The following is a 24,032-nucleotide window of genomic DNA, read 5'->3' on the forward strand; positions in this document are numbered from 1 at the left end:
CCTCCTGCAAGATCAGCTTGTCCAGTGTTAAGTCGGCAATAGCTTTCCTGAGACGTTGGTTCTCCGTCTCAAGATCCTTCATCCGCTTCACTTGATCCGACTTCAGGCTGCCGTACTCCTTGCGCCAGCGATAGTACGTCACCTCGGTCACGCCGATCGCCCTGATCGACGCGGCAACGCTCTGTCCTTGTGAGACCAGCACGTCGACCTGACGCAGCTTGCTCACGATCTCCTCGGGCTTGGGTCGTTGGGCCATCGGTTCCGTCCTCTGTCGGCTCAAAAGCCATACTTCAGGGCGGACCACTCCCAAGGGGGCCGGTCAGTCGTAAGAGATAAGCTGTCGAAGCCCGCGCAAAAGATCTAAGTCGGTCTGATCATCGAAGCCTGCGACCCACGTTGCCATCGAAAGGATGCCATGCTGCCGCAGGAGGCGAATGGCCTCGCGGTCACTGGCTATTGCGCCACCCTTCCGGATCAGTTTCAGTGTCGCCTCATCGGTATTTTCCATACCCATGAGGAAGCGTTCGAAACCGGCCCTCTTATAGAGATGGAGAATGTCGGCATCGCGTACGATGTCGTCGGCGCGGGTAGAGCCTACCAAAGTGATAGAGATATTTTCTTTTATTAGGGCTTCGAGGAAGGCACGCCAGGGCTTGCGACCGGCGCTTGGATTTTCATCGGCAAAATTAAAAACCTCGACACCATATTCACGATGCAGGCGCGCTATTTCTTTCGCAAGCCGCACAGGGTCGCGATGACGCCAACGCGTCCAGAAGCCACGTTGACCACAGTAGTTGCATAGATGCGGACAGCCGCGAGAAAACTGAATTACAACGGCGCGCTTGCCACCCCAATAGCTATAATTCGCATGGTCTATGAGCTCCCATCCGATCCGATAAGCGTCAAGGTCGGTGATGACGCTTGCAGCACGGGTCGCGACAGGCTCACCGTCGCGGATGTACGCGATTCCATCGATGTCATGCAAAGCATGACCTAGATGAATAGCTCTTACGAGGCGTCTTATAGTCTCTTCGCCTTCTCCTCGTACAATTGCACGCACATGTGGCTCGCGCGCGAGGATCTCTCGCCAAAAATAGGTCGGATGAACGCCGCCGTAGATGATCGCGACATCGGGCAGAGCTTGAGCAACGATCGCGGAAACTTGAGCGATAATAGGGTGACCCGACGACGAACCCGAATGACCGAACAAGACCGCGTCTGGTCTCCGCGCAATAATCGTCGCGGTGAGGTCCTCCAGAGCCATCGGACCCAGCTCCGCATCGATCAACTCGACAGCGTGGCCGTCATCAATCAGTGGGCCACCTACGCAGAGCAGGCCTAATGGAGGTAGCTGCTCCTTGGGGATGCGGCTGCCGATGGCCGGATGTGGCACGTTTGCCAGGACAATCTTCAAGCTTGGGCCCTTCGGCAAACTCTGTCGATCGACCATTGGCGATGCATCGGAAATAAAGGGCAAACGGTCCGCAACACGCACCTCTCAGCCCTGTCATAGGGTGGGGGGCGAGCGGCTGCTTTCGGGATTTTCCACAAGCCTAATGAGCGACCGGGATGGGTCGGTAGCCGAATGGCGGCTCAGGGTGGTTTCCTGCCCGTCCGCTTCCGGAAGGCGGATGCATTGAAGCAGACATAGCTGCGGGGACCGCTCCCGACCCGTTGCAGCCCCTCGAAAGGTCCGCTTTCAGGCTGGTCGGTGAAACCGAGACTGCTGCTGGGTCGGGTGGATCGCCGACCGGCAGGTCCGAGGCCACGAACGCGAAAGGCTGCAGCGTGGCGGTCAGATCGCCTATCCCGCGGCACGGGCCCGCGTCAGCAAGACCAGCAGAACATGATCGACGAGACTGATCAGACGTTCTCGCGGGACCGATACGCCAGCTGGTCCGGCGTTATGGGCCAGGAGCGCGACGGCCGTGTCGCTCAAGGCGTCGAGTTCCGCCTCCGACAAGGGCGCGTGTCCCGCGTCGGCAGCGCGCCGGGCGAGGTTGTCCAGCTCGGCCCGAACGAACAGTCTGAAGCGCTCGGACAGGGTCCGATAAAGGTCGGGATGCGACCGCGCCATCTCCATCGTCGCTGTGACGATCTCGGGACGGTCGTCGCAATGGCCGGCCTGCACCATCAATGCGAGAAGATCGTCGCGCAGCGACGTGCCGGGATAGCACGGCGTCGCCATTGGGCTCAGTGTGGCGACGGCGTCGGCCACGAGATCCGCCTTCGCCGTCCAACGCCGATACAGCGTCGCCTTTGACACCCCCGCTCGTGCGGCCACGTCGGTCATCGTCAGGCCGTGGTACCCCTTCTCGCCGAGCAGCCCGAGGGCTGCCCCGATGATGAGATCGTCGCGGCTCCTGTCTTGGGCACGCCCACGGTCGGCCGGCGGCAGGCGACGCTGATGACTGTGAGCCTGATCGTCCATGGCGTTCATATGGATCCAGCTATACGAAAATACACCGTACCGAAACCATTGCGTTTCGTAATGGGCGGTCCCATCCTTCGGTCGGCACTACCCCGGCGCAGAGCGCGCGGACACGCCCCGAAAGGTTTTTTATGTCAAATACCGCTGTCCGCCCCATCCTCGTGGCCGGTGCCACCGGCAAGCAAGGTGGTTCCGTCGTCCGCGCGTTGTTGCAGGCTGGGCGCCCCGTCCGTGCCCTGACGCGCGATCCCGCTTCGGCCGCGGGACAGGCCCTGGCGGCGCACGGCGTGGAGGTCGTGAAGGGCGACTTCAACGATCCCGCCAGTCTCGATACCGCGATGGCCGGGATCGGGGGCGTCTTCTCGGTGCAGATGGGATCGCATCCCGGAGACCCGGAGACCGAGATCGTGACCGGTAGAGCGCTGATCGAAGCAGCTCATCGCGCAGGGGTGGACACCGTCGTCCACACCTCCGTCGCCAGGGCGGGCGATCAGAAGAATTTCGTCGGCTGGGATGAGGGACGCTGGGAGCCGCTGTACTGGAACAACAAGTCGGCAGTGAACGACATGGTCAAGACGCAGGGCTTCCGCCATTGGACGATCCTGAAGCCAGCCATGATCATGGAGGACATCGTGCCGCCGATGGCGGATGTCATGTATCCCTCGCTCCGCGAACGTGGCCGGTTCGAGACCGCGATCGCTGCGGACACCGGCATGGACTGGATCGCGGCGCAGGACATCGGCGCGTTCGCAGCGGCGGCCTTCGCCGATCCGGAGCGCTTCCACGGTCACGAGATCGACCTCGCAGCGGAAATCTTCACGATGCCCGAGGTCGCCGCCAAGATCACAGAGGCCACGGGGAAGCCGGTTTCAGCCGTCACCTTGTCGAAAGAAGAGGTGCTCGCGTCGTCGCCTTATGGTGAGCTGGGCTACAAGCACGAGTCCTGGAACAACGTCGAGGGCTACAAGGTCGACCTCGATGCCGTCCGTAGCTGGGGCGTGCCGCTGACCACGCTCGACCAGTTCATTCAGCAGAACCGCGACAAGTTCGTCCTCGGCTGAGCGCTCGCGCAGTCCTGACCGACCCTTGGAGGTCAGGTCCGGCGTGTCCGCTTCGGGGGGAGCGGGGGCAGCCAGGACCGATGACCTACACGGGTCGGGGCCGATCCGTCCGCTCCCCCCAATCGAGTGGACGGTCGATACTGAATGTCGACGCTGGACGCGATCATTCAGACTTGAATGACGCGGATGTTGTTGGTGTTGCCGACCGTATGGAACGGGATGCCGGCAGCTGCCACGATCATGTCGTTCGGCTTGGCAAAGCCCTCGTCGCGCGCGTGCCGCGCGGCATTCTCCGTCATCTCCTCGTAGGAATCGACATCGTCCGTTTGGACGCTGTGCGTACCCCAGAGTAGGCTCAGGCGCCGCGAGGTCTCCCGGCTCGGGGTAAGGGCCAGGATCGGCACAGCCGGACGCTTGCGCGCCACCCGTGCGGCGGTCGTACCGCTCGTGGTGTAGGCAACGATGGCACGGGCCTGCACCCCCTCGGCGAGCACCGCCGTCGCCGTGGCGACGGCGTGGGGCGGCGTTTCCTCTTCGGCAGGTTGCGAGGCGGCGATGATCGAGCGGTAGAGCTTATGCCCCTCCACACTGCGGATGATGCGGTCCATCGTCGAGACGGCCTCGACAGGATAGAGGCCCGTGGCGGATTCCGCCGATAGCATCACCGCGTCGGCGCCGTCATAGATTGCCGTCGCGACGTCGGAGGCCTCGGCCCGCGTGGGGGCCGGCGCGCCGACCATGGAGTCGAGCATCTGGGTCGCCACCACCACGGGCTTCACCGCGAGGCGGCAGGCTCGGATGAGCTCTTTCTGGCGACCGGGTACGTCCTCGTGCGGGATCTCGACGCCGAGGTCGCCGCGCGCCACCATCACGGCATCCGACAGGCGGATGATGTCGTCGATGCGCTCAAGGGCCTGGGGCTTCTCGATCTTCGACATGATGCCGGCTCGGTCGCCGATGAGGCCGCGCGCCTCGATCACGTCGGAGGGCTTCTGTACGAAGGAGAGCGCCACCCAATCCACCCCGAGTTCGAGCCCGAAGGCGAGGTCGGCCCGGTCCTTGGCGGTGAGCGGCGAGAGGTCGAGGAGCGTGCCGGGCAGGTTCACGCCCTTGCGGTTTGAGATTGGACCACCGGTGACGACCTCGGCGGTGATTGCGCCGTCCTCGACGCCGCCGACGCGGACGCGGATGCGCCCGTCATCGATGAGGAGGTCCTGGCCGGGGATAACGGCCTCGAAGATCTCGGGGTGCTGCAGCGGGATCGCCTGTTTGTCGCCCTCGCCCCCCTCCAACACGAAGCGCACGGTCTCGCCGGCGACGAGGTCGAGGCGTCCGCCCGCCAGCGTGCCGACGCGGATCTTGGGCCCTTGCAGATCCTGCAGGATGCCGATGGGCCGGCCGGCATCCGCCTCCAGCGAGCGGACCGCTGCATGGACCTTCGCGTGGTCGTCCTGCGTACCGTGGCTGAAGTTGAGGCGGAAGGTGTCGACCCCGGCCAGGAAAAGCAGGCGCAGCATCTCGGGCGACGCGCTGGCGGGGCCGACGGTGGCGACGATCTTGGCGTGACGGAAGCGGCGCATGGACGTCTCGGCCGCGGGCGACCGCCTTCTCGGAACGGGGGTCGGACAGTCGGATCGCGCGGACATCCTCGCGATCAGGGTCCCCCGGGGCAACGTCCCGGGGGACCCGCAGGGCACGAGGGTGCCTGCGGGTCGCTTCGGGGCCTTGCGCCGACCCTACTCGTTGTCGCCGTTGATGGCGGCGATCACCGCATCCGTCACCTGACGGGTGGTCGCGTTGCCGCCAAGGTCGGGTGTGTGCAGGCTTGGGTCGGCGGTGACCCGCTCCACCGCGCGCATCAGCCGGTCGGCCGCCGGCTTCTCGCCGAGGTGCTCCAGCATCTGGCACGCGGTCCAGAACGTCGCGATCGGATTGGCGATGCCCTTGCCGGTGATGTCGAAGGCCGAGCCGTGGATCGGCTCGAACATCGACGGATAGGTGCGCTCCGGGTTGAGGTTGGCGGTCGGCGCGATGCCGAGCGAGCCGGCGAGCGCGGCGGCCAAATCCGAGAGGATGTCGGCGTGCAGGTTGGTGGCGACGATGGTGTCCAGGGTCTGGGGCTTCATCGTCATGCGCATGGTCATGGCGTCGACCAGCATCTTGTCCCAGGTCACGTCAGGGAAGTCGGCTGCGACCTCCGCGGCGATCTCGTCCCACATCACCATGGCGTGGCGCTGGGCGTTCGACTTCGTCACGACGGTGAGGAGCTTGCGCGGACGCGACTGAGCGAGCTTGAAGGCGAACCGGATGATCCGGTCGACGCCCGAGCGGGTCATCATCGAGACATCGGTGGCCACCTCGTTGGGGTGGCCCTGGTGCACGCGACCGCCGACGCCGGCATATTCGCCCTCGGAGTTCTCGCGCACGATCACCCAGTCGAGCTCCGGCCCGGAGACGTGGCGCAGGGGGCTGGTGATGCCGGGCAGAATGCGGGTCGGACGGACGTTGGCGTACTGGTCGAAGGGCTGGCAGATGGCGAGGCGCAGGCCCCAGAGCGTGATGTGGTCCGGGACATCTGGAGCGCCGACCGCCCCGAAGAAGATCGCGTCGTGGTTGCGGATCTGGTCGCGCCCGTCGGCGGGCATCATCACACCGTGCTTCTTGTAGTAGTCCGAGCCCCAGTCGAAGTGGTCGAACTTGAAGGAGAACGAGCCGTTCTTCTCGGCCAGGACGTCGAGCACCTCGATACCGGCGGCGATGACTTCGACGCCGATTCCGTCGGCGGGGATGGCGGCAATGTTGTAGGTCTTCATGGGATCTGTCCTTCGACGTGGGAAATCAGTGCGCCGTGGTGGCGCGGGTGTGTTCAGCGCGCCGCCCGGAGCGGGCGACGAGAAGGGTGACGACGGCCGAGATGACGAGGAGGGTCGCCACGAAGATCAGGCCGCCGGTGAAGCTCCCGGTCCGGTCCTTGATCCAGCCGATCACCCAGGGCCCAGCGAAACCGCCGAGATTGCCGATGGAATTAATGGTGGCGATGCCCACCGCCGCGGCTGAACCGGACAGGAACATCGTCGGCATGGCCCAGAGCGGCGGCTTGGCCGCGCTGATCCCGATGTTGACGAGGCTGAGCGCGGCGATGACGGCGATCACCGAAGAGGCGCCACCGGCCAGCATCAGGCCGGCGGCTGCCACGAGGCAGGCGATGAACACGTGCCAGGTGCGCTCGCCGGTCTTGTCGGAATGGCGGGCCCACAGGATCATGGCGATGACGGCCAACGTCGGCGGCACGGCGTTGAGCAAGCCGACCTCCATCGTCGACAGACCGAACCCCTTGATGATCTGTGGTGACCAGATGCCGAGGGTGTAGAGGCCCGCCGAAGTGCCGAAGTAGACGAGGGCGAGGGCGAGCACCCGGGGATCGGCGAGGCCGCTCATCAGGCTGTGCTTGGCCGCCACCTGCTTAGAGGCACGCTCGGCGTTCATCTCGGCGACGAGCCAGCCGCGCTGGCCGTCGGTGAGCCACTTCGCCTTCTCTGGCCGGTCCGTCATGTAGAACAGCACGACGACGCCGAGGATGACCGCGGGAATCGCCTCGATGATGAACATCCATTGCCATCCGTGCAGTCCCAGGATGCCGTCCATCGCAAGGAGCGCGCTCGACAGCGGCGAGCCGAGCATCACCGAGACGGGAGCGGCCGCCATGAACAGCGAGACGACGCCGGCGCGGTAGCGGACAGGGAACCAGTAGCTCAGGTAGAGGATGATGCCGGGAAAGAAGCCGGCCTCCGCCGCGCCCAATAGAAATCGCATGACGTAGAAGCTGGTCTCGCCCGTGATGAAGGCGAAGCCTCCCGAGATCAGCCCCCAGGTGATCATCACGCGGGCGATCCAGATTCGGGCGCCGACCTTGTCGAGGATGATGTTCGAGGGCACCTCGAACAGGAAGTAGCCGACGAAGAACACGCCCGCTCCGAACCCGAACACGGACGAGGAGAAGCCGAGATCCTTGTTCATCGTCAGCGCGGCGAAGCCGATGTTCACGCGGTCGATGAAGGCGATGAAGTAGAGCAAGCAGATAAAGGGGACCAGGCGCCATGCGACTTTGCGCATGGTCGCCTGCTCAAGCGAGCGATCCATCGTTTCCTCCTGGGAAGCACCTGCAAGCGAATCAGTCTTAAGTGCCAACTTCCATGCAAGGTGGAATTAGGTAAGATATTCCGGTTTGCGCTGTCAATCCTCCATTGCAGCTTCCATGGAAGCTGGTAGATCGGCAGCATAAGTGGGGTTGCAAATGACTCGGATGCGCGTTGAGAAGCTGGACGAGGCGGATCGGCGCCCGTCCCTCGTCGATGACGCCTACGCGGCGATGAAGGAGGAGATCCGAGAGTCGCGCTTCCCGCCCGGGTATCAGGCGTCCGAGCAGGAAATTGCGCTGCGCCTTGGCATGAGCCGCACGCCCGTCCACGAAGCGGCCATTCGCCTTCAGGAAGACGGCCTCGTCCGGATCCTACCCCGAAAGGGCATCATCATCTGCGCGTTAGCGCCAGCGGACATGCGGGAGATCTACGACGTCGTCATCGCCATTGAGGGACGCGCGGCGGCACTGCTTGCGGAGATGCCGGAGGCCGAACGCGGGGTTGCGGCGACGGAACTCGCCGCGCACACGACCATCATGGCGGCGGCACGGGAGGCCGGTGACCTTGCAGGCTGGGGCCATGCGGACGAGTGCTTCCATCGCACCCTCGTCGAGCGAGCCGGGAACGGCCGCATGATCCGGATCAATCAGACGATCACCGACCAAGCGCACCGCGCTCGTATGCTGACGCTCAAGCTTCGGCGTGAGCTGGGTGCTTCAGTGGCGGAGCATGAGCAGATCATCCAGGCGATCCGCATAGGCAATGCCGCGTCAGCGCAGGAACAGGCCTACCGCCATCGCTCGCGTGCACGGGATGAGCTTCTTCCGCTGCTGGAAAGCTTCGGCCTGAAACATCTGTAGGCAAGGCGTAGAGGCCCTCGGCGTCCGCTTTGAGGCGAAGGGTCAGGGTCCGCTCCCCACCCATTGCAGAAGATCGCAACGTCTGCTTGCAGGCTGCTCGGAGAGGCGAAAACCTACGACTGGGACGGGAGGTGGTCCGCCCCCAAGCGGTCACGCATCGAAGCTGACATTATCGTCCAACTTCACCAAATCATGTTTCCAGAAGTATCGGAGCGAAGCAGTCAAAATAATGCCGGGACATTTAATCAATTATTTCCAATGCTCTAGCTAAGATATTATGTGGTATTTGCACCCCAAGTTCGCGAGCAGTGTTCATATTAAGCGCCATTTCGTAATCTGAAGACTGGTATATAGGCAAATCGCCCGGGGAAACTCCATGCAAAATTCTATCGACGTAATCAGCGGCGACCAATGGAAACTTATCTCTATTAGGGCCGTACGATATCAGCCCACCAACTTTTACGAAGGCTATTATTTCGTAAATTGATATTATTTGATGGCGAATTGATGAGTTTACAATTGATTTAGCGTTATTTACCGTCAGAGGATTAGAAGGAACCAGAACGACTTGCGACCTGTCCGCCGACAGCATTCGATATAATTCTTCGATTTCGTCCGGATTTCGGACTGAAAGCTTTTTGAATTTTAGGCCGTATCTCTCGGCGGCAAGCGCTGCCGTATCGACATAAGATCGCTGCATTAGTGCTGCTGGAGTTAAAGGCTCCAAAAATACCATTGCGGTCGCGTTTGGAAGAAGTTCTTTTATTAATTCGGCTCTCTTGAATATGAGATCCGCAGACAACATTTGATTGCCGGTCACATTCCGACCGGGTTTATTGATACTGTCTATTAGATCAGCGCCTTCGAGACTGCCTGCCGACAAAGACACGATAGCGGATTTTTCTTTCAGGCGCTTCAACTTAACAATTATCCCAGTCGTTTCCGCCACTATAACATCGGGTTTCTGCGAAATCGCTTCTTCGATCGCCGCATCTATATCGTCATTCTTGTCTCCTGCGAAACTCCATAGAATATCTATATTCTTTCCTTCAGTCCAACCTTTTGCTAGTAGAGCTGCTCGAAAGGGTTCCACGCGAGATGCGTCTGCAGTCGACGTCTTGCTAGTAACCCAAGCAATACGACGCTTTTGCGCTTGGGCGACAGCTTTCGATAAGATTGAACCACTCAGAAAGACGCCAACAAATGCTCTTCGGCTCAGACCGAGATTTTTATGAAGACGTTTCATACCAAGCGACCCATTCTACTGCAGTTAATTCACAAGTGATTGCACTAATCATGGATAGTGCTTCTCAATTTTCGTCCAATGCGATGCAGTATACGTAGGTTTTGTAGTCGATGGTAGCCCATCCTTGTCATGAGGTATTATCAGTCCGGGCTACCGCGCGCCAATCAGAATGATAGCCGATTTACGGCAACTTTCAGCAGCAATTTGGTGATTTCAGCGTAGCTGCTACGGATCGGAGACGGAACTTCCGCTTCCGGATAGAAGGCCAGGGTTCGCTCCCCACCCTTTGCAGAAGGCCGAAAGGTCCGCTTCCAGGCAGTCCGGTGGGCTGGCTTCGGCTGCAGCTGGCTGCAAGCTGTCCCTTCGCTTTCGGCAGCGAAATATAAGAAGCGGACCTTCAGCAAGCCCCTGTTTGGTAGGCAGCATGCCGCGTAGCATTGTATCGGATGATGCTGAGCGACCACCAGGAGCGTGTATGAAGGAAATCTTACTATTTAATACTTCGCAACCACCGACTTCACCTCCGCGGCTGCCTTGGGCGGCGCCACCCAGATCGGGGCAGAAATGGTCAGGTAAGTCGCGGTACCTTGAAACCGGTTCTTGACGTCGAGTTCGCGATAGACCCGGACGCCCGTCGAGATCGGGATCTCGCCAGCGTGAAGGGTGTAATTTATCTGGCCGCCTAGCGATAGGACTCGTCCCTTGAAGGGGCCGATCCTGTCGCCTGAGCCGCTGTCCGCCGTAAGCTGATCGTAGAAGTAGCCAACAAGGCCCACCGACAAATCCTTGCTCAGGTACTTCGATGCTGACCACTCCAGGTGAAATTCGGTGCCGGTCAGGTACCGTGTCGCAGGATTGATCCAGTTGAACGTGATGCCGGGCGCGATCGAGAGTTCATAACCAAGGACCGGATCGAGGTAGGTGAGCGCGCCGCTCAAATCGAGCGCAGGTCGATTGAGCGCAATGTTGGACAACTGTCCATTTTCGAACGAACCGGAGGGGACAACGCCGAGCGCCGTCGCGGTCCAGTGGAAATTGCCGGAATGCCAGCCCACGAACGATGATAGATATATATCGCCGACGTTGAAGATAGCGTCCTGCTCGCGTCCAGCGATGATGCGGTCGATGCGCGGCGAAGACAGCACAGCCCCGGCTGCGACGTCGGGCGTCCCGAACGGAATGGTGATGGCAAAGCCGAGATTGCCACCCAGGATCTCGACCGGTGTGATCCAGATCGGCGACGCGAACTCCGCGTTCAAGTTGATCTTGACGTTCGCAGCTACGACACCGCCGCCTTGGAACACACGGTTTCCTCCAAGATCGCCTTGATAGAAGTAGGTCTCGCTCTCGAAATAGAAGCCGGGCGGGGGAATCACCCCGGCCAGCGGGCCGCGCGTGCCGAGCACGTAGATGCCCTGCGCATATTCAGCTGCTTGGACTCGCTCGGTTGCGACACAGGCAAAGGCGCCTAGCAAAGCTGCCGCAGCACATTGGCTTACCATTCCGACGTTTCGCATCGCGTCAGCTCCCAATATTCGAATTGAGTCGCTTGATTTTGAAGCAAAACTGACATAGCCTACAATCGCTATCAAGCGTTCGTTCGCAGCGTCTGCGGTTACGTACTAGAATATGATGTAAATTTGAGACACAGACTGTGATGAAAACGGTCCTACGCTATAATATTCGGTATGTCTTGTAGTAGTATAGCAGCAGATAAGAACGTTACAAAAATCAGTGTCAGGACTATTTTGTCGAGTTCATTGACGCGATTTTAATTAACTTGTCGCGGGTTCGTGCTAAATAAGTCGCATCTGTCCACTCTGATTAGTCCGCAGACCAAATCTATCCAACGTTGGCATTGGCTTCGGCGGGGCGCGCTTGGCAGCTGTAGGGTCCAAGGATCTCAGGCGCGGCTTTCGAATTCGCAATAATCATCGTGGGTACCAGAGCGATCTGATCGTCCTACCGATTTGTCGAACGCTTTCTGCAGCATCGTACCCTGGATAGGCAGCAGATGTTGAAGATATCATACTCTATGTTGTGGCTATTTCTTGCTGCAACGGCCGTAAAAGCTGAGGAGGTGCCGCGCTTCAACATCAAGGCGGTCTGTGGTGAGGCGCCTTCACTCGGTCAGAGCGTCCAGACTACCGATAAGGGCTGCATACACGACGAGACGCTGGCTCGCACACAGCTTGAACAGCAATGGCCGGGCTTCAAAGAGAACCGTCGAAGCGAATGCGTTCAGGAAGTGAGTATCGGTGGGCCACCAAGCTATGTTGCTTTATTGACCTGCCTGCAGATGTAATATCATTATATAAATTTTATAACTCGATCTTTCTCCCGGCCCGCTGCATCAGTGCGGTGGTCGCCGCGTTAGTGTGTAATAGATATGACTTCATGAGCTAAGTTTAGGAATGAGAGATGTCAGACGCTACTTCCTTCGCGTTTGGGCGACTCAGTCCAGAGCTATCGCACAAGATGCATGGGATGATGCGGATCCCGAGCGGAACGTTCCGTATGGGGTCGGATAGCCATTATCCTGAAGAAGCGCCCGCACACCTCGTTAGCGTAGACGGCTTCTGGATCGACGAGGCACCCGTCACCAACAGGAGCTTCAAGGCGTTCGTTCGCGCGACCGGATATCGAACAGTAGCGGAAAGCCTTCCGGAGCCGAAGGACTATCCGGGAGCGCGGCCGAACATGCTCTACGCCGGCTCGCTCACCTTCTATCCGCCGCGTGAGCCCGGCGACAGGCGCGACTGGACTCGATGGTGGACTTTTCTGCGGGGTGCGAACTGGCGGCATCCCTACGGTCCCGGCAGTTCAATCAAGGGCCTCGACGATCATCCGGTCGTGCACGTCGCGCTACGCGACGCCGAGGCTTACTCTGCGTGGGCCGGTAAAGCTCTGCCGACCGAGGCCGCATGGGAGTTCGCGGCCCGCGGCGGACTCGATGGTGCCGAGTACGCTTGGGGCGAAGAATTTACGCCTGCCGGGCGCCTGATGGCCAACACGTGGCAAGGCGATTTCCCACACCTCAATACCGCCCCGGACGCCTCCAAGCGCACGACGCCGGTCGGCTCGTTCCCCCCGAACGGCTACGGTCTCGTCGACATGATCGGCAATGTCTGGGAGTGGACGTCCGATTGGTACGGGCCGACGCATCCGGTTGATGCCTCGAAGGCCTGTTGCATTCCTCGGAATCCCCATGGCGGGCGCGAGGAGGAGAGCTTCGACCCCCGCAATCCGCAGGTTCCAATCCCCTGCAAGGTCGTGAAGGGCGGCTCCCACCTATGCGCGCCGAACTACTGCCGCCGCTATCGGCCGGCGGCGCGGCACGCCCAGCCCGTCGATACCTCCATGAGCCATGTCGGCTTCAGGTGTGTCCTGAGAGAGGGGCTTCAGTCATGACGCACGATGACGCGCACCAAGCGGATCGAACGAACTCCGCGCCAGAAAGCTTACTCAGTCGTCGCAACATGCTCTTGGCGGGCACTTCGCTCTTGGCGGCCGCCGGACTGACATTGAAAGCAACAGAGACCGCTCACGCTCAGCAGCTGACAACGTCGGCGGGGCAGAAGCCAAACATCATCGTCATCATGGGCGACGACATCGGCATCTGGAACATCGGAGCCTATCATCGTGGCATGATGGCGGGACGGACGCCGCACCTCGACCGGCTGGCCTCCGAGGGCATGCTGTTTACCGACTACTACGCCGAGGCGAGCTGCACGGCCGGGCGCGCGGCCTTCATCACCGGCGAGTTGCCGATCCGGACCGGCATGACCACGGTTGGCCAAGCCGGCGCCTCCGTCGGATTGCCCGCCGAGGCTGTAACCATCGCCACCGTGTTGAAGGGGATGGGCTACGCGACTGGGCAATTCGGCAAGAACCACCTCGGGGATAAGAACGAGTTCCTGCCCACCGTGCACGGCTTCGACGAGTTCTTTGGTTACCTCTACCATCTCGACGCGATGGAAGACCCAGCCCACCCCGGCTACCCGCAAGAGCTGCTGGGTCAGGTCGGTCCGCGCAACATGATTCATTCCTGGGCGACGAACGTGGTGGATTCCACCGACGATCCGCGCTGGGGCGTCGTCGGCAAGCAGAGGATCGAGGATGCCGGACCCCTCTATCCCAAGCGGATGGAGACGGTGGACGACGAGATCCGCGACTTGGCGCTCGGCTTCATCGACCGGGCCAAGGCCGACGGCAAGCCCTTCTTCGTGTGGCTCAATCCGACCCGGATGCACGTCACCACCCACCTGTCACCGCAATATCAAGCCCTGCGCAACTCGAAGAACGGCTGGACCATCCATGAGGCCGGCATGGCGCAGCTCGACGACGTCGTCGGGGCGGTGATGAAGAAGCTGGCCGACCTGGGTGTGGACGACAACACCCTCGTCGTCTTCACCACCGACAACGGCACCGAGGTTTTTACTTGGCCGGATGGCGGACAAACACCGTTCGCGCAGTCGAAGGGCACCGTTATGGAGGGTGGCTTCCGGGCGCCGGCGATGATTCGGTGGCCCGGCAAAGTGCCCGCCGGGCAGGTCCAGAACGGCGTCATTTCCGGCCTCGACTGGTTCCCGACCTTGGTCGCTGCAGCCGGCAACGCCGACATTGGTGAAGAACTGAAACGAGGCAAGAAGATTGGCGACGAGAATTATAAGGTACATCTTGACGGCTATAATCAGATGGATCTGATCACCGGGAAGGGGCCGTCGAAGCGTAATGAGATCTGGTACTTCGGCGAGAGTGAACTTGGAGCGGTGCGGATTGGGGATTATAAATATCGTTTTATCGATCAACCCGCAGGTTGGCTTGGGGACAAGACCAAACCGGATGTGCCATACATTACGAATCTTCGGCTTGACCCGTTTGAGCGTACAGGCTGGCCCGACAGTGGCACGAAGATCGGCACACAAAATTACATGAACTGGTTTCTATATGAGTTCTGGCGCTTCACCTTCGTGCAGCAGGAGGTGGAGAAGCTTGCTATGACGGCCGTTGAGTTCCCGCCGATGCAGAAGGGCGCGAGCTTCAACTTGGAAGCGGTCAAGGCGAAGATCCAAGCAGCCAGGGCGGCGATGGCGAAGTGATGACGAATCACCTCCCAAAGCCGAAACGGCCGGACGGCTGACGAATGACCGCTTTCGAGATGCGGCGCGAGCGCTTCGGGCGGCCGGGTTGGGTCGGTAGGAGGCCGTCCGCTTTTTCCGGCGGGCCTTCTCCAAAGCGGCTGTTCCGTTTTCGGCCACTTCCGGCCTTGCTGGCTGGCGCGACTGAACGGCTAGGTTGGGTGGAAAACGGCCCGTCCGCTTTACAGTCGATGGAACTGTGAAGCGGACGCTCGGCTCCGGCAGATAGAGGGTCCACCCACGCCCGGGATTACGCGGCGCGAATTATGACTTTGTAACATTCACCCATTGCTATCGCGTGCTCACAATAATTCACAGGCCTAGGGCCACACCTTGAAAGTGAGTGAAAGCAAAGTCGATTTTCCGGCTACCTTCCGCGCTTTTAGATCGGCTTTCCACAACTGTTAAATAGAGCCAGTCCGCGCAACGCGCTTAAGCGCAGGATGATATTTGGAGACAGAATAAGCGAAGCTTCCAAGTGGCCGGCCAGCTGGTGTTTATCACCTCATAATCTTGGCTGCGGCTGACCGTCCAGAAGTGCAACCGGGCCCCGCAACAGTGTAAGTTGCAGGGCCTCGCGATCAGGAGGCTAAATTGCAGAAGGCATTGCTGCCTCCGGCACCGACTTCCGGTCCAACACCGAGACGAGGAATGCCGTCAGGAATGCCAAAGGCATCGTCACGATCGTGGGCGGATCGATCGGAAAGATCGGTGAGGCATTTCCGAGCACCTTCACCCAGACCGGCGGCCCCAGGACCGTCAGCGTCAGCGCCAGGACGAGGCCGGTCACGCCGCCTGCGAGGGCCCCACGCGTCGTCAGGCCGTTCCAGTACAGGGCCAGGATCAACAGCGGCAGAGTCGAGGCACAGCTCACCGCGTAGGCGAGGCTGATCATGTAGGCCACATTCTGCGTTTGGAAGGCGATGCCGAGCAGAACCGACAGAATGCCGAGCCCGACCGTCGCCATGCGCGACACCCGGATCTCGCTCCGCTCCGTCGCCCGGCCCCGGCCGATGATGCGGGCATAGAGATCGTGGGAGACCGCCGAGGCGCCGGTCAGGGTCAGCCCCGCCACCACCGCAAGGATCGTGGCGAAGGCCACCGCCGAGACGAGGCCCATGAGCGTATCGCCGCCGAGCGCGTGAGCGAGGTGGATCGTCGCCATGTTGCCGCCGCCGCGGATCGCACCCTTCGCGTCGAGGTAGGCCGGATCGCCCGCGACGATCGCCAACGCCCCGAAGCCGAGGACGAAGATCAGGGCGAAGAACCCGCTCTGGCACATCACCGCCCAGAACACCGAGACACGGGCGGCGCGGGCATCCGGCACGGTGAAGAAGCGCATCAGCACATGCGGAAGGCCTGAGGTGCCGAGCATCAGGGTCATGCCCAGCGAGACCGACTGCCAGACGCTGCCCGAATAGACCTGGGGCATCATGATCGCCTCGTGGCGCGGATGCACGGCGAGCGCCTTGGCCACCAGAGCGTTATAGTCGAAGCCGAACCTCGCCAGCACGAGGAGCGAGATTGCGAAGCCTGCGGTAAGTAGCAGCATCGCCTTGATGATCTGCACCCAGGTCGTTGCGACCATCCCGCCGAACATGACGTAGCAGATCATCAGCGCGCCCACGAAGATCTGCGCGTAGAGGTAATCGAGCCCGAACAGGAGTCGGATCAACTGCCCCGCCCCGACCATCTGGGCGATGAGGTAGAACATCACGATGATGAGCGTCGCCACCGCCGTGAAGATGCGGATCGGCGTCTCCGACAGCCGGGTGGAGAGGACGTCGGCCACCGTATAGCGGCCGAGCTTCCGCAGGCGCTCCGCCACTAGGAACACCACGAAGGGGAGGCCGGTGGCATAGCCCACGGCGAAGATCAGCCCATCGAAGCCCGAGGAGCAGATCAACCCGGCGAGACCGAGCAGGGCGCCCGCCGAGACGAGATCGCCCGCCAGCGCGACACCGTTCTGGAAGCCGGAGATCTGCCCCCCGGCCGCGTAGAACTGGTCCGCCGAGGTGGCGCGCCGCGCGGCCCAGTAGGTGATGCCGAGCGTCACGAGGACGATGGCGATGAACATCGTCACGGCGGTGACGTTCACGCCGTCGGACCCGGCGGCGTAGGCCGGCGTCGCGGCGGCCAGGAGGGGAAGGGCGGGTAGCAGGAATCTGCGCATGACCTCGGGCTCCTTAGCGCGCGGTGAGGCGGTTGGCCGTCAGGACGTAGAGCCCCGTCAGCACCATCGTCGACAGGATGACGAGGAGGCCGCCAACGGTCGCCACCGTCACGGCCATGCCCGGCGCAATGGGCCGGGTCATCGTCGCCGGGGAGACGATGAAGGTCCCCACGAAGGTGCCGTAGATCAGGGTCTGGATGAGGGCCATGATCCAGCCGAGCCGGGCCTGCGGCAGGTCGTTGTTCGGCGTGGGTCTGTCTGTTGACATGGGTCGATCCTCGGTTGGTGACAGATCTTACAAAAAGAATGAAGCTTATTCGGCGACTTTCTGTGTGTTATCGGTCACGATGCGACCGAATCCGTTGTTGACGCGGCTGCGCTGATACTTGTTGAGCCAAGTGCTGAACTGGACCGGCAGCATGTCGTAGGGGCGCTCCTCACCGAGCACCATGGCTGCGTAGACCGGCCAGTGCGGGTTCGCGAGCATTGGGCGGCCGAGCATGACGAGATCGACATGCCCGTCCTTGACGATCGCATCGGCGTAGACCGGATCGGCGAGGTTCCAGTTCGCGGCCGCGAGAACGCCAGCCTCCTCGCGGATGCGCCTCGCCGCTGGAACCATAAAGCCCTCCTCGTCCCAGGGCGTCTGGGCGCGGCCCGTGTTGCCGCCGAAGGAGACGTCCACGAGGTCGAGGCCGCGGGGGGCGAGGAGGCGGGCGAGTTCCACCGATTCGTCCACCGTCTGTCCGCCGGGGGCGAACTCGGTCACGCCGAAGCGCATCGAGAGTGGCAGGCGCTCGGGCCATTCCGACCGCACGGCCTCGCAGACCTCCACGAGGAGACGGCTGCGGCCGGCGAAGTCGCCGCCGTATTCGTCGGTGCGCTTGTTGGCGAGCGGCGAGAAGAAGCTCGACAGGAGGAAGCCGTGGGCGCAGTGGATCTCCAACCACCGGAACCCGGCCTCCCGAGCGCGTCGGGCGGCGTCGGCGTATTGGCGGGTCACCGTGCGGATGTCCTCATGGGTCATCGCCTTCGGCACGCGCGGCATGTTCCCGCCGAACGCCTCGGCAGAGGGACCGATCACCTCCCACTGTTCGGGGTGATCGTCCGGCAAGTGGCCGCCGCCCTTCCAAGGCGGCTCGACGCAGCCGCGCCGTCCCGTATGGCCGAGCTGGATGCCCGGCACCGAGCCGACGGACGAGACGAACCGGGCGATTCGCGCTAGCGCCTCGCCCTGCGCGTCGTTCCAGATGCCCGCGCATTGGGTGGACATCCGGCCCTCGGGCGCGACGGCCGCTTGCTCGACCACGACCATGGCCGCGCCGCCCACCGCCTTAGAGCCGAGATGCGCCAGATGCCAATCGTTCACGAGCCCGTCGGGTGACGAGAACTGCGTCATCGGCGAGACCGCGATACGGTTGCGCAGGGTGACATCACGGACTTTGAGTTCGCTGAACAATGAGGACATCGCGATCTCTCTTCACGCCCCCTGCATCCAACAAGACGTTCTGCTGGAGAAGCGAGCTACATGCTCGAAAATAAGCCAATCAAATTGCGCATAGTGCAGTCGAACGCTGCAACGCCCGCCATTTATGATTTGATTGGTCCCTATATTGCCCGTAGCTTCGGACAACGTCGTTCCAGATTCACGCCGATTTTGAACAGATCCCAGACAGCGTTCAGCGAGGGAACGGTGGGGTATGGAGTAAGAGGTCGGACATGACGATTGCGACAATGCAGACGCGCGACATCGGCTCCTGGCCGAAGAATGTCACGTTAGCTCGCAGCACGGGACGAGGCTGGAAGGACATCCATGCGCAGCACGTCGCCGTCGAGCCTTGGACCGGGACGCTCGATCCTGTCGGCAATCCCTGCCTCGGCTACTGCGTCAACAGGCCGGCTCAAATCCGTCGGCGAATCGGGCGCGGGGGCACAACCGAGACGAGCACGTTGCGTCCCCGGCAATTCCACCTCATCCCGGCCCTAGACCAGAGCGAATGGCAAAGACGGGGCCGTTCAGAGATGCTGGCGATGCATCTTCGCCAAGGGTTAATCGACGACACTGCGCGCCAGATGTGGAGTGCGACCGCGCAGCAGGTCGAGCTGGACATCCCCCTTGGGACGTCTGATCCGCTTCTCGAACAGCTGGCGCTGGCGATCTTGCAGATCCTGCGAGAGGAGCCCGATCCGTCTTCAGCGCTCTACGTCGAGGAACTCGTCCACGCTATGGTGGTCCGCCTCGTGCGGGCCTACACGGCCAACGGACGGTCGGCACGCACGATGCCTGCCATGGATGCGCCCGATCGCTGCGAGATATGGCGCCTCCGCGATGTGATCGAAGACCGGATCGCGGAGGATCTCTCACTGGAAGCCCTGGCGACCGAAGTTGGTGTATCCCCCCGCACGCTGTCCCGCGCGTGCCTCAGGCAATGGGGAACGACCGTGCATCAGTACGTCCTCTCCCGACGTATCGAGCGAGCCAAGGTCATGTTGCTTTCCACTGACTTAGCTATCACGTCGATCGCATTCGATACGGGGTTCTCAAGTCAAAGCCATCTAGCAACGGCCTTTCGACGCATTACTGGATTGACTCCGAAAGATTATAGGTCCCACCGGCGTTTTTAGAAATTTTTTAAACTTGGTCGCGAGATGGCGGTCGTTCCGTCCCGGCTAAATCGAAGAGGCTCCGTCAACCGTTCGGTTTCGGCCGTAGCGCCGAAGGTCGGACGTCAATCAGAACCCGTGTTCCTGGACGGCCGCTTTGGAGACGTGCTGATGACAGTCGGGGCGGCCGGGTTGGGTCGCTAAAGGACCATCTGCTTTTCCGGCTGACCGGCACCGAAGCGGACCGGCGGCTTTCCGCCGGCATCTGCCGCCCCGCGGTGCTCGCTCGAGCGCATCAGAGGGGTGAATTTTTGCCGGTGCGCTTTCAGACGCACCGATGGCAAAAAGGAAGCCCGCATACAGTCCTAGGTTGTAATTACTGGCCGTATTCTGCCCACGTCAGAGATCTCCGACCTTGCCATCCAGCGCGCCTCCGCCTTGGCCGCATCCGGAAAACCGGACGACGGCATCAATGCTCCTTGCGTGCGACGCGGGATGCTGACCACCGACCCCGGTGGGGGCTGCGCTCTGGGAGTTGAGTGTAACGATGGCTGTACTAGCGTCCGGAGCGATCGCGTCAGCAGCGAGTCGGCGGTCGCTTGCCTAGTCGCGACTCTCTAAGGGCTCGGTATCCTAGCCCTGCCCGAGAGGCGACGCCGTTCACACCGTTTCAACTTCGGGATGCCAAGGTGAAGCCGCACGGATAGCAAGGCGCTTCGTCGAGCTTGTGTCCAACGACTGCCTAGACGGACGCTAAGCGGACATGCACTCGACTTGGACGTTACGAGGATCCTCCATAGAGCGTCGATCGATCCGATTACCACGACATCCGACCTTGTCCGCAACGTGGCTTACGACTGCAGGCATCGTCCTTGCCATCGTCCTGACCGGAGCCGGGATCCTAGTGGCGCGGAAGCTCTACGACCTGGAGATCCGCGGCACCGAGCGAAGCCTTGTTAGTCTCACGACCCTGCTTTCCGAGCAGGCTGACAGGTCAATGCAGGCGATGGAGGTCATTCAGCTGGACGTGGCGAGGGAGCTTTCCAGCGCTCGTTCGTCGGCCGATCGCTCGCTCGCGTCGCTTGGCTCGAGCACGGCCATGCACGACAAGCTTCGTGCCAGCGTCTCGGCCTTACCCCAGGTCAAGGAGATATCTATCGTCGACCTCCAGGGCAGAACGATCAACTCCTCGATCGACCGGCCCGCGGACGACGAATTGTCCCGTCCTTCTTTTCTCGAAGATCTCGGCCGGGATCCCGCCGGACGGAAGATCATCGTCGCCGGTACGGCTAGGCCGGACGGTTCGGGCCTGGATCTGATCGTTGCCCACCGCATCCTCGACACCGACGGCCGTTCGGTCGGCTACATGATTGGAGCCGTAGACCTGCGCTACTTCGAGCGGCTTTATGCCAGGGTCTCCCCCGACGAGGCCGACGTCATCTCGTTCGTCCACACGGATCTGACCATGCTGGCACGCCATCCGCGTCCGCCCGGCGCGATCGGACGCAAGGTCCCGCCGCTCAAATGGATGCGGGTCGAAGGGGCGGAACGTCCGACCTCCGGCGTGGAACGCATGACGACACCGATCGACGGGCAGGATCGGATCGTCGCGGCCCAGCTCATGGAGCATTATCCGATCATCATGGGCACGAGCCGCACCATCTCGGCGACGCTGACCCCATGGCGGGCGCAGACCCTGCCCTTGACCGCGACGGTGGCGCTGCTCGTCGGCGGCGTGTTCTTCATCGTCAGGATCGCCAAGGCGCAGCTTCGTGCCCAAGAGCGTCTCGCTTCGTCCAGCGCGGCGCAGGCTGCAGCCGAGGAAAGGGCATCGGCGGACCGCCGCCTGCGGGATGAGTACGCCCGGTTCGGGACCGCTTTGGACAGCATGAGCCAGGGGGTTCTGCTGCTCAACCACGAGAGCAGGCTCGTCGTCCTGAACGCCCGCATGACCGAGCTGTTCGACATCCCTCCCATCCTACGCGAAGCAGGCAGCCATCTCGATGTCCTGCTCCGTCAGATCATCGCCTCCATGACGAAGGCCGAGGGAGATCGACTGTCGGATGTCCTCGCCGCCAGTGCGAGGGAGAGCCGCTCGGCGGCGCTGGTCTGCGATCTGACCGACGGCCGCATCGTCGGCGTGACCACTGCAACCGTGCCGAATGGCGGCATCGTCTGCACTTTCGAGGACATCACGGAACGGCACCGCGCCCAGGCCATGATCACCCACATGGCGCATCACGATGCGTTGACCGGGTTGCCGAACCGCGTCCTGCTGCAGGAAGCCACCGGTCGGCTGCTGGCCGAACGCGGGCGCACTTCGATGGATAGCGGCGCACTCCTCCTGCTCGACCTGGACGGCTTCAAACAGGTGAACGACGTCCATGGCCATCCCCTCGGCGATGCACTGTTGCGGGCGGTCGCGGTGCGGCTCTCGGCTTTGATTGACGACCCCGACGTCCTGGCGCGCCTCGGCGGCGATGAGTTCGCCGTCGTGCGGTTCGGGCGGGACGAAGAGGGGGATGCCGTTCGACTGGCCGAATGCATCGTCTCCGCGCTCGGAATTCCATTCGTCATCGAGGGCGTCCATCTCTCGATCGGGACGAGCATCGGAGTGGCGCTGGTGGACGTGGCGGACGGCTCGTCCGAAACGTTACTGCGCAACGCCGACATCGCCCTCTACCGAGCCAAGGCCTCCGGCAGGCGCACATGGTGCCTCTACCAACCGCAGATGGAATGCGAGAACCGTGAACGGCGGCGGCTGGAGACGGATCTCGGCTGCGCTCTGGAGAAGGGGCAGCTCGAGCTGCACTACCAACCCATCGTCGAAGCGGCGAGCCGCGCGGTGATCGGGTATGAGGCGCTGTTGCGCTGGCGCCATCCCACGCGCGGCCTCGTCCCGCCCGCCGAGTTCATTCCGATTTGCGAAGAGATCGGCCTCATCCACGAGATCGGCTCGTGGGTCTTACACCACGCCTGCGAGGACGCCGCCGGTTGGCTGCCCGGCCTGCGTGTGGCCGTGAATCTCTCGGCGGTGCAGTTCCGGGAAAAGGAGCTCGTCGCCGTGGTCGAACGCGCACTTGCGTGCTCGGGCCTGCCGGCGAAGCTGCTGGAGCTCGAGATCACCGAAAGCGTGCTTCTTCGGGACGACCTGACGAACCTGGAGATCCTGAAGGCTTTGCACCGGATGGGCGTGTCCATCGTGATGGACGATTTCGGTACCGGATACTCTTCGTTGAACTACATGCGTTGCTTCCCGTTCGACAAGATCAAGATCGACCAGACCTTTGTGCGGAACCTGTCGAATGGCAGCCAGGGCGTCGCCGTCATGCGCGCCGCCATCGCCCTCGGTCACGCCTTGGGTATCACGGTGCTCGCCGAGGGGATTGAAACTGACGAGGAGCGCGATTTCCTGGTCGATGAGGGATGCGATGAGCTTCAGGGGTATCTGTTCGGTCGCCCAGAACGCATAGACACCCGCCGTCGATCAGTCGACCATCACCTGCATAATTCATTATGGAACCGCCGCAGTGCATAAAAGTTGCTGCGGCGCACGTCTCAACACCGTGCAGCCCACTTGTGGGCGTTTCCTCCCTGACTTGGGCCGCTCCTTCGGGAGTGGCCTTTTTTCCATTCTGTTGTTGCCATCCCGAACGTTGGGGCGACTTGGATACGCCTTTCAACGACCAAAATTTGCGGCTCTTCACAACCCTTCAAACCCTACGGAAGGTCCGCTTCGCGGCAGATTCGTGGAGGCTCCACGTCCGGGTTGGGGCGTCTACGAAGCAGGGGCCTATGACCGCTTAAGGTGGAGGCTGTGTGAGAACGCGGTGTGGTGTGTCGGCGCGGAGCGGCGATGACGCGCGCGGGACTGCGGTCCCTCACGCCCGCAGGGCGGTGAGGAGTGGCCCGGTGCCGAGGATCGCGATCACCCGCTTCATGTTGTAGGCCAGGACTTGCAGGCTCATCTCGGTAGCCACGTTCTTCAACCTGCGCATCCGGAAGTGGGTCGCCCCCATCCAATCCTTGAGCGTCCCGAACACGTGCTCGACCGTCTGCCGGCGCGTGCGCATCGCGTGCGGGTCTGCATCGAGCCGGCGCTGCACGGCTTCCAGGACCGCCTCGTGCTCCCAGCGGGTCACCCGCCGCTCCTTGGCCGGCGTGCAGCGTGCCTTGATCGCGCAACCCTGACAGGCCGTCGTCCAGTAGCGGCGCAGCGTCAACCCACCCTCCACGTTCGTGTAGCGGTAAGAGAGCCGCTCGCCGGCTGGACACCGATAGGCATCCGCCTCCGGCTCGTAGACGAAGTCCTGTTTGCCGAAGCGCCCCTCCGCCTTGGCGCCCGAGGTCAGCGGCTTGGGCAGCGTTACCGCGATG

Annotated in this window: 18 protein-coding genes and 1 pseudogene; 7 read left to right on the forward strand and 12 right to left on the reverse strand. The window is 62.0% G+C overall.

All coding sequences use genetic code 11. From position 1 onward, the window contains the following. From BM228_RS29785 to BM228_RS29795, 3 genes and pseudogenes are all read right to left on the reverse strand, one after another. Nucleotides 1-256, reverse strand: a 256-nt coding sequence (locus BM228_RS29785) for a transposase (protein ID WP_139234262.1), incomplete at its 3' end; no start/stop codon positions are given. A gap of 66 nt (nucleotides 257-322) precedes the next feature. Further along, nucleotides 323-1,414 (reverse strand): annotated as a pseudogene (locus BM228_RS29790) (B12-binding domain-containing radical SAM protein); the annotation flags it as partial. 390 nt (nucleotides 1,415-1,804) lie between these two features. After that, entirely contained in the window at nucleotides 1,805-2,440 is a 636-nt protein-coding gene (locus tag BM228_RS29795; protein WP_092046363.1) for a TetR/AcrR family transcriptional regulator, read from the reverse strand. Nucleotides 2,441-2,562: 122 nt separating this feature from the next. Between BM228_RS29795 and BM228_RS29800 the strand changes: the two genes are divergently transcribed. After that, nucleotides 2,563-3,492: an NmrA/HSCARG family protein gene (locus BM228_RS29800; RefSeq protein WP_092046364.1), complete on the forward strand. Its 930-nt coding sequence runs from the start codon at nucleotides 2,563-2,565 to the stop codon at nucleotides 3,490-3,492. A 167-nt stretch (nucleotides 3,493-3,659) separates the two neighbouring features. Here BM228_RS29800 and pyk read toward each other — a convergent pair whose 3' ends face one another. The 3 genes from pyk to BM228_RS29820 form a co-directional block, all read right to left on the reverse strand. After that, nucleotides 3,660-5,072, reverse strand: a complete 1,413-nt coding sequence (gene pyk, locus BM228_RS29805; protein ID WP_092046366.1) for a pyruvate kinase — start codon at nucleotides 5,070-5,072, stop codon at nucleotides 3,660-3,662. Nucleotides 5,073-5,228: 156 nt separating this feature from the next. Continuing rightward, nucleotides 5,229-6,305: a tartrate dehydrogenase gene (locus BM228_RS29815; RefSeq protein ID WP_092046370.1), complete on the reverse strand. Its 1,077-nt coding sequence runs from the start codon at nucleotides 6,303-6,305 to the stop codon at nucleotides 5,229-5,231. Nucleotides 6,306-6,330: 25 nt separating this feature from the next. Next, nucleotides 6,331-7,632: an MFS transporter gene (locus BM228_RS29820; RefSeq protein ID WP_092046371.1), complete on the reverse strand. Its 1,302-nt coding sequence runs from the start codon at nucleotides 7,630-7,632 to the stop codon at nucleotides 6,331-6,333. Between the two features lie 154 nt (nucleotides 7,633-7,786). Here BM228_RS29820 and BM228_RS29825 point away from each other — a divergent pair, with 154 nt between their 5' ends. Continuing rightward, a complete protein-coding gene (locus BM228_RS29825) occupies nucleotides 7,787-8,491 on the forward strand; it encodes a GntR family transcriptional regulator (protein WP_092046373.1) in 705 nt (234 codons plus the stop codon). A gap of 241 nt (nucleotides 8,492-8,732) precedes the next feature. On the opposite strand, the gene BM228_RS29830 is transcribed toward BM228_RS29825, so the two are convergent. Together BM228_RS29830 and BM228_RS29835 are read right to left on the reverse strand one after the other, a co-directional pair. Next, on the reverse strand, nucleotides 8,733-9,737 hold the full coding sequence (locus BM228_RS29830; RefSeq protein WP_092046375.1) for an ABC transporter substrate-binding protein: 1,005 nt from the start codon (nucleotides 9,735-9,737) through the stop codon (nucleotides 8,733-8,735). A gap of 494 nt (nucleotides 9,738-10,231) precedes the next feature. Beyond that, a complete protein-coding gene (locus tag BM228_RS29835; protein WP_092046376.1) occupies nucleotides 10,232-11,254 on the reverse strand; it encodes a SphA family protein in 1,023 nt (340 codons plus the stop codon). A gap of 497 nt (nucleotides 11,255-11,751) precedes the next feature. On the opposite strand from BM228_RS29835, the gene BM228_RS34210 reads away from it, so the two are divergent. From BM228_RS34210 to BM228_RS29845, 3 genes are all read left to right on the forward strand, one after another. Further along, complete coding sequence (locus BM228_RS34210) at nucleotides 11,752-12,042, forward strand: hypothetical protein (RefSeq protein ID WP_139234263.1); 291 nt, start codon at nucleotides 11,752-11,754, stop codon at nucleotides 12,040-12,042. 182 nt (nucleotides 12,043-12,224) lie between these two features. Next, nucleotides 12,225-13,148: a formylglycine-generating enzyme family protein gene (locus tag BM228_RS29840; protein ID WP_092046389.1), complete on the forward strand. Its 924-nt coding sequence runs from the start codon at nucleotides 12,225-12,227 to the stop codon at nucleotides 13,146-13,148. A gap of 68 nt (nucleotides 13,149-13,216) precedes the next feature. Beyond that, the gene (locus BM228_RS29845; protein WP_425285021.1) at nucleotides 13,217-14,839 is read left to right on the forward strand and encodes an arylsulfatase; all 1,623 of its coding nucleotides are present in this window, start codon (nucleotides 13,217-13,219) and stop codon (nucleotides 14,837-14,839) included. 628 nt (nucleotides 14,840-15,467) lie between these two features. Here BM228_RS29845 and BM228_RS29850 read toward each other — a convergent pair. The 3 genes from BM228_RS29850 to BM228_RS29860 are packed head-to-tail and all read right to left on the reverse strand — an operon-like array spanning nucleotide 15,468 to nucleotide 18,519. Next, nucleotides 15,468-17,051: a sodium:solute symporter family transporter gene (locus BM228_RS29850; protein WP_092046379.1), complete on the reverse strand. Its 1,584-nt coding sequence runs from the start codon at nucleotides 17,049-17,051 to the stop codon at nucleotides 15,468-15,470. A 13-nt stretch (nucleotides 17,052-17,064) separates the two neighbouring features. Continuing rightward, nucleotides 17,065-17,319 (reverse strand): DUF485 domain-containing protein, encoded by a 255-nt coding sequence (locus BM228_RS29855; protein WP_092046381.1) that lies wholly within the window; start codon nucleotides 17,317-17,319, stop codon nucleotides 17,065-17,067. 45 nt (nucleotides 17,320-17,364) lie between these two features. After that, a complete protein-coding gene (locus tag BM228_RS29860) occupies nucleotides 17,365-18,519 on the reverse strand; it encodes an NADH:flavin oxidoreductase/NADH oxidase (RefSeq protein WP_092046382.1) in 1,155 nt (384 codons plus the stop codon). Between the two features lie 251 nt (nucleotides 18,520-18,770). Here BM228_RS29860 and BM228_RS29865 point away from each other — a divergent pair, with 251 nt between their 5' ends. After that, nucleotides 18,771-19,676 (forward strand): helix-turn-helix domain-containing protein, encoded by a 906-nt coding sequence (locus BM228_RS29865; RefSeq protein WP_092046384.1) that lies wholly within the window; start codon nucleotides 18,771-18,773, stop codon nucleotides 19,674-19,676. A gap of 883 nt (nucleotides 19,677-20,559) precedes the next feature. Next, nucleotides 20,560-23,193 (forward strand): bifunctional diguanylate cyclase/phosphodiesterase, encoded by a 2,634-nt coding sequence (locus tag BM228_RS29870; protein ID WP_167367868.1) that lies wholly within the window; start codon nucleotides 20,560-20,562, stop codon nucleotides 23,191-23,193. Nucleotides 23,194-23,536: 343 nt separating this feature from the next. Here the strand turns inward: BM228_RS29870 and BM228_RS29875 are convergent. Continuing rightward, a partial coding sequence (locus tag BM228_RS29875; RefSeq protein ID WP_139234264.1) for a transposase occupies nucleotides 23,537-24,032 on the reverse strand: 496 nt, incomplete at its 5' end.

This window comes from Methylobacterium pseudosasicola (assembly GCF_900114535.1).
GTDB lineage: Bacteria > Pseudomonadota > Alphaproteobacteria > Rhizobiales > Beijerinckiaceae > Methylobacterium > Methylobacterium pseudosasicola.